This window comes from Vibrio sp. 5S239, assembly GCF_041439575.1.
Classification (GTDB): Bacteria; Pseudomonadota; Gammaproteobacteria; order Enterobacterales; family Vibrionaceae; genus Vibrio; species Vibrio kanaloae.
The window spans coordinates 1-5919 of record NZ_JBGOOM010000042.1 but is presented as its reverse complement, the minus strand read 5'-3'; the positions used below and the strand labels follow the sequence as shown (position 1 = coordinate 5919).

Annotated in this window: 4 protein-coding genes; 3 read left to right on the top strand and 1 reads right to left on the bottom strand. The window is 38.4% G+C overall.

Going from position 1 to position 5919, the window contains the following annotated elements:
- The first annotated feature begins 271 nt into the window (after positions 1 to 271).
- Positions 272 to 1330 carry a hypothetical protein gene (locus tag ACED48_RS20150; RefSeq protein ID WP_017057584.1) on the top strand — a complete coding sequence of 353 codons (1059 nt, stop codon included), beginning with the start codon at positions 272 to 274 and terminating at the stop codon, positions 1328 to 1330.
- A gap of 100 nt (positions 1331 to 1430) precedes the next feature.
- On the opposite strand, the gene ACED48_RS20145 is transcribed toward ACED48_RS20150, so the two are convergent.
- Complete coding sequence (locus ACED48_RS20145) at positions 1431 to 1613, bottom strand: YegP family protein (RefSeq protein WP_017057583.1); 183 nt, start codon at positions 1611 to 1613, stop codon at positions 1431 to 1433.
- Between the two features lie 542 nt (positions 1614 to 2155).
- On the opposite strand from ACED48_RS20145, the gene ACED48_RS20140 reads away from it, so the two are divergent.
- The gene (locus ACED48_RS20140; protein ID WP_017057582.1) at positions 2156 to 4714 is read left to right on the top strand and encodes an AAA family ATPase; all 2559 of its coding nucleotides are present in this window, start codon (positions 2156 to 2158) and stop codon (positions 4712 to 4714) included.
- 365 nt (positions 4715 to 5079) lie between these two features.
- Positions 5080 to 5862 (top strand): hypothetical protein, encoded by a 783-nt coding sequence (locus tag ACED48_RS20135; RefSeq protein WP_017057581.1) that lies wholly within the window; start codon positions 5080 to 5082, stop codon positions 5860 to 5862.
- Positions 5863 to 5919 lie beyond the last annotated feature (57 nt).

The window sequence follows — 5919 nt, the reverse complement described above, 5'->3', positions numbered from 1 at the left end:
CAAATCAATACTGTTTTCCTACCGTCATTCCCCACACTTCATTTCTGTAAGTTGCTTTTTCTACCCCACTTACTCCACTTGAACCATGATTAGGTGGAGTAAGTGGGGTAACTTTCAGAACATCTATAAATCAAAACCCACTGAAAGACTGAAATTTGAGGAAGCTCATCGCAAGTTATTCATTAGCTGAAAGTATTCCGATCATTGTCACGGATATCTTTGCTATGAAATGAAAAAATTAATATGCAGTCAGTTGCCTTTTGGAGTGTAGATGTTAATTCCGTTTGGTATGAAAGATGATAAATTTTTCGATGTGAGTGAGGTTGAAAGAGGGCGAGCTTGTGAGTGTATTTGTCCTAGTTGCAAGCAACCTCTGAGAGCTAACAAGGGTGATCCAGAAAAGAAAATTCACTACTTCTCGCATGATCCGAAATCCAAAAAAGATGGGGAGAAGCGTAAAGACTGTGAATATTCATTTTTTGTGGCGGCTCGACTATTAATCAAGCAGCGATTACAACAAATGGAAACCATTGATATTCTATTGCCAGATGGACTATCACACATTTCACAGCGAGATATTGTTGGTGAAAACCATACGAGTACCTGCTATTACGCCAATGCTAAAACCCTAACGCTATGTAATATCGAGATTGAAAAGAGTTATATCGGTGGGGAGTTCGATATCGTTGGTTACTGTGGTAAGCATGCTATAGGCTTGCATTTTTCTTATGACGGGCGGCTCCCCCTTGATTCTGCAGTGAACGATTCTGATGACGCCATCCTTGAAATAGACCTTACCGAATTGTTAGAGGTTTATCGAGAACTCAAACTCGAAGAGGGGATGACATTTATTGATGTTGTTCTAGATTATGTTCTAAATAGTGGGGAGAGGTCATGGGTTAACCACCCAAGAAGAAGGTTAGAAGAAACGAAAGTAAAGTCGCAACTTCACCAATTTATTAACGAGTTGAATTGCTGGTTGTTTAGGAAGGATGAAGACGGTAACGACATTATTGAACAGTATTATGGGCAAGGTGGGCATTATTGCCACCATTGTAAACGAGCTTGGCTAGATGAGCATTCTTTACCTAAATGCCCGGAATGTTCCCGTAGTGGTCGAACGTTTGGACGTAGAGCTGAGATTAAAACATTGAGTGATTTGAATACATTGCGAGATAAGCAAATCTGCCTCAAGTGTTTCACCTGTCGAACGGATGAGTTTGAAGATATTTGTACGGAATGTTATTCGAGGTATCAAAAGTATGAAGTGAAATCCGCAAAAAGGATTGTCCAAGAAATTGTTAGAAATGTTGTTGGTGAGCGTTATTAAGTGGAATAACTATTGCTTAGGTAGGTTTTAGGGCTGAGCCTAAAAAGCCACCTTGATAGGTGACCTTGTTGATAACTATCAGCCAGAAACTGGATTTAGTTTAAGACTCGTCAACAGTTGTTGAGTTTGCGTTATTTTTTACAGAGTCGATACCATTTATAACCCCTTGCTTTGAAGCATACATTTCACTGGTCGCGATCACCTGCCCGTTGTCAGCTTTAAGTACAAAGTAGTATGGTTGATTGGTGTCCTTTGTAGATTTCTTAATTACATACTTGCCCATCTGTTTACTCCTTTTGGGTAAATGTAAGTTGTGAGACGATTTATCACACAGATATACTGGCATTATTGCATATTAACTCAAGTGTATTTTGCATGTTTTATGAGCAATTTATGATTTATCGCAGTTTCAGTGAATTCGAAATTGCAGTGGAAAGATGAATTTGGTTAGAAAACTAAGAAGAACACCATACTTGAGCTATTGATGTTCTGATAAATTAGGAAGGTCACTGGCACGTTTATGTCCAGAGGCTTCATAGACCTGAAGTTTTACTCGTGGCACTTTTCTCAAAAAGTGCCAGCTAGCTCAGATCTGCCCCGAAACTTGTCAGAGCTAATACTTGATTATGAGGAGTCAAACACAAGCTCCTATATAAAATCTAATCTTAGGTATTCACCATGCCTTTGATGTGAAAAATCGGATTTATTGATTGTTCAATATGTGTCGAAGGCGTTCTCAGTTGGATTTATTTATTTGAGCTATAATCAGTTTTTTATAAATAATATGCAATATCATGGATATTCACATCAGCGAGGGAAGTATCTATGCCAATTGCAACAAAAATTTGTGACCTAATAAACAGTAAAGGAAAGCCTGATTGGTGGAGGTACACTCTAAACCAAGCATTGGTTTTAGGCGAGCTATCACATCAAGAACTCGAAACTGCTTACATACTTGCAAAGATGGAGTTTGGTTTAGAAGACAAAAGTCCAGATTACGAAATATTAACTCAGCAAGCTAAAGCAACTGGATATCATGCAGAAGCTGAAGAAAACAAACTTATTTCTGTTGGTAATGCTTTAAACATATCAACACTTGCTGAGGAGAAAAAAATCGAGTTTTCACCGAAAGGGTTAACTGTCATTTATGGTAACAACGGAGCTGGGAAGTCGAGTTATGCCAAGATATTGAAGAATGCCTGCTTAACAAGGGGGGAAGCTCCTGCTCTAAAACATAACGTCTTCGCTGCCAAAATTGGAATACCATCGGCAGAAATTCAAATAGAGTCAAATGGTAAACCAGAACTGGTGACATGGAACAATCAATTGGAGCCAGACCCTCGTCTTAAATCTATTCGAGTATTTGACTCACAATCATCAATTCACTATCTGTCTAAAACTGATACTTTGGACTTCAAACCAGCGGCTTTGAAGCTATTAGATGAGTTGCTCAAAGTGAGTAGCTTCATCGCTGATAAGGCGAAAAAGGAAGAGACCTCTTATCTACCTATCGATGTTCTTCCACAAATGAATATAGGCACAACACTAAGCAAATTAGTCATAAGCTCACAGTTAAAACCTGAGAACGTAGATTTATTGTGTGCTACTCAAAAAGAACTGTCTGAATTACAAGAATTGAGAAAAGAAGTTATTGAACTGACTAATAATTCTCCTCAAACACTTAAAGACCGATATCAAAAAAGAAGACTTCGGGCTGTGCCGTTTCAAAAGTTCTTACAAAATCTAGTTGATACACTAAATCTAAAGTCGGTGGAACACTATAAGGCTGTATACAGCAAAAAAGAACAAACCAAGTTAGCTACGGCTGAGTTAAGTACTGTAACATTTTCTCAACTACCAGTATCGAATATAGGTTCCGAACAATGGCTTACGATGTGGAACGCGGCCAAACTATTCATTGAAAATACAGAACAAAAGAAGACATTTCCTTTACAGGAAGGTGACCACTGCCCAACATGCCTACAGGAAATTGATAATACAACTGCATCTCGGTTAGCTTCTTTCGATACTTACCTTCGCAGTGAGTTGCAAAAAGAAGCAGATGTTGCATTGAAAAATTGGAATACAGAACTTAAGAAAATTAAGGATTTAAGTTTTTCTACTATTCCATATGACGCTATTCTCAATGAAATTAAAGAGAAGGATGCAGAGTTAGGTACGCAGTTTGATACGCTGATTCTAACACTTAAAACTAGATCTGATAGCTTGTTACAAGACATCCCTGTATTTAAACAAGAGGAAATAAATTCAGTAGCGCTTACACGGTTAAACTCCAACATAACTAAATTGGAGGAAGCAGAGAAAGCAGTACTGAATGACGAAGCAAAAGCTGCTGCAATTAAGGTTAAACAGCAGAGAATCTTTGAGATTGAAGACAAAGAGAAAATCTTAGCGGTCAAAGAGCAAATTAAAGCTGAAATTGCGAAAGCTAAGCAAAGAGACGCCTATGATAAGGTTAAGCGCTCCACTTCTACAACTGCTATCACCAGGTTAAATAACGAGATATGTAGCTCTGGTTCGATAGGACGGATGCAAGAGTTTTTCAATAGTGAGCTAGAAAAATTAGGTTTTAACCACTTCAAAATTAATGCTCTCACGAAAGGTGCTAAAGGGAACCAAAACTTCAGTATTCAGCTTTCAGGGAACAATACAAACATTATCGATATTGCAAGTGAAGGAGAGCAAAAGTGTATATCTTTAGCGAGCTTCTTCGCGGAGTTAGCTACCGATAGCAGAAAGTCTGCAATCATCTTTGATGATCCTGTAAATTCTCTTGATCACATATGGAGGCTGAGATTCGCAACAAGAATCGTTGAGGAAGCAAAATCAAGACAAGTAATCGTATTTACTCATGACTTACCTTTCATGAAAATGATTCAAGAGACTGCTGACGATGTAACTATTAGAGCTGTTACTAGGAATAAGAGTGTTACGGGCATTCCTCTCGATGCTCCACCTTGGGACGCTTTAAAAACACAAAGCAGAATAGGTTTTCTCAAAGATAGGTTAGTCAGAGCTAGAAAAGCAGCCAACGAATCCATAGAAGACTATCAGCATCAAGCTGGCTTTATCTATGGGAAAATGCGAGAAACTTGGGAAAGGCTTGTCGAAGAATGGTTGATTCGTGGTGTTGTTGAGCGTTTCAATAGGGAAGTAAAAACCCAGAGTTGCAGATACCTAACTGATATTACTGATCTAGATGTTGAAACCATTAATACTGCTATGAGCAAGTGCAGTACATATATGCACGGACATGATATGGCAGAGGAAGTTGCTGGTGCATTTCCAGATATTGATGAATTGGAAAAAGACGTAGCAGACCTTGATGAGTACTTTACTAACCTGAAAAAACGAAGAAAATAAATGTTTGAACAGGAGATATAGCCCCCTATGTCTCCTGTAATCACAAGTCTCGTTTTGATCTGCACCAGTATAGTGGCATAGTTAATTTGGTCACTAGAATAGATATTTTGTAATACCATTGGTAATCCATGAAGTGCTAATTTAGGTAAAGGGGTAACTCAGGAATGCCCAGACATGTGTTAGAAAGAGCTTGATTTTGGTTGTAAGAATACAGAATTATAAAGCTACATATGTGCTACATGTATTCTATTTTGAAGTTTAATTTCTTATTAAGTGTTTGATATTAAAGGTTATGGTTTGTTTGTTATTTCACCTTAACAGGGCGTTAGGCAATTTCACGGAACTGTATCAAATAAGGATTAAGAATGAGTGATTGGGAACATCTATATGATATGCATGCTCAAGGTTATAGTGCAGAGCAAATAGCTGACGCGGCAGCTTGCGGATACAATCCATATGAAACTACCTTGGAAGAACTAGGCTTTTCTTCCGAAGAGTGGGAGCCCTTGGGCAACACTCTTGATAGTGAGGCTTTTGAAGCTAACCCTGAACTTGTAGCAATTTTTATGACGTTGGTTGAAAGTGCTAAATCATTTTATTTGCATACAAATCGCTATCTACAGATCTGGGGAGAGCTAGGTGAGCTTTATGCTGAAATTGAGCATGGGATCAGACGGCATAAGCCATGTACAAAAGGTTCAGATGGAAAGTTAGGCAACGATTTTATCGAAATTAAAACAATTTCCCCCGAAAAGAGGAAAGATGAAGTTAAGGTGAAACGAGCCGGAAACTTTAATAAGCTTCTTATTGTAAAAATATCCGCGGACTTTAAGTTTGAAGGGCAATTAATTGCTCGGAAGGATCTACCTAAAGGTGAAGGTAAGCATGCAAGAGCTCAATGGACAGATAATCAAAAGGGCACTCATCGGAATTATCAGCAAACTGTAATCACTAAAGCAATGACGAGTTCGCCTTCAGCTAAAATCTATGCAGCTTTAAAGTATCCAACCGCTCTAGATCTGGATCTTCAAAACAAGCTTGGTTTGTCAGAGGCTGAATTTACTAAAGCTGTTCATGAACTTTCTAGTTCCCAAAAGATTGCACGTTCACAAGAAGACAAGAATAAGTGGGTGCGCAATATAAATTAGCCTAACAAGAGACTATGGCGTCAATAGTTAATTTTTGGCGCTACCTTTATCCCACAT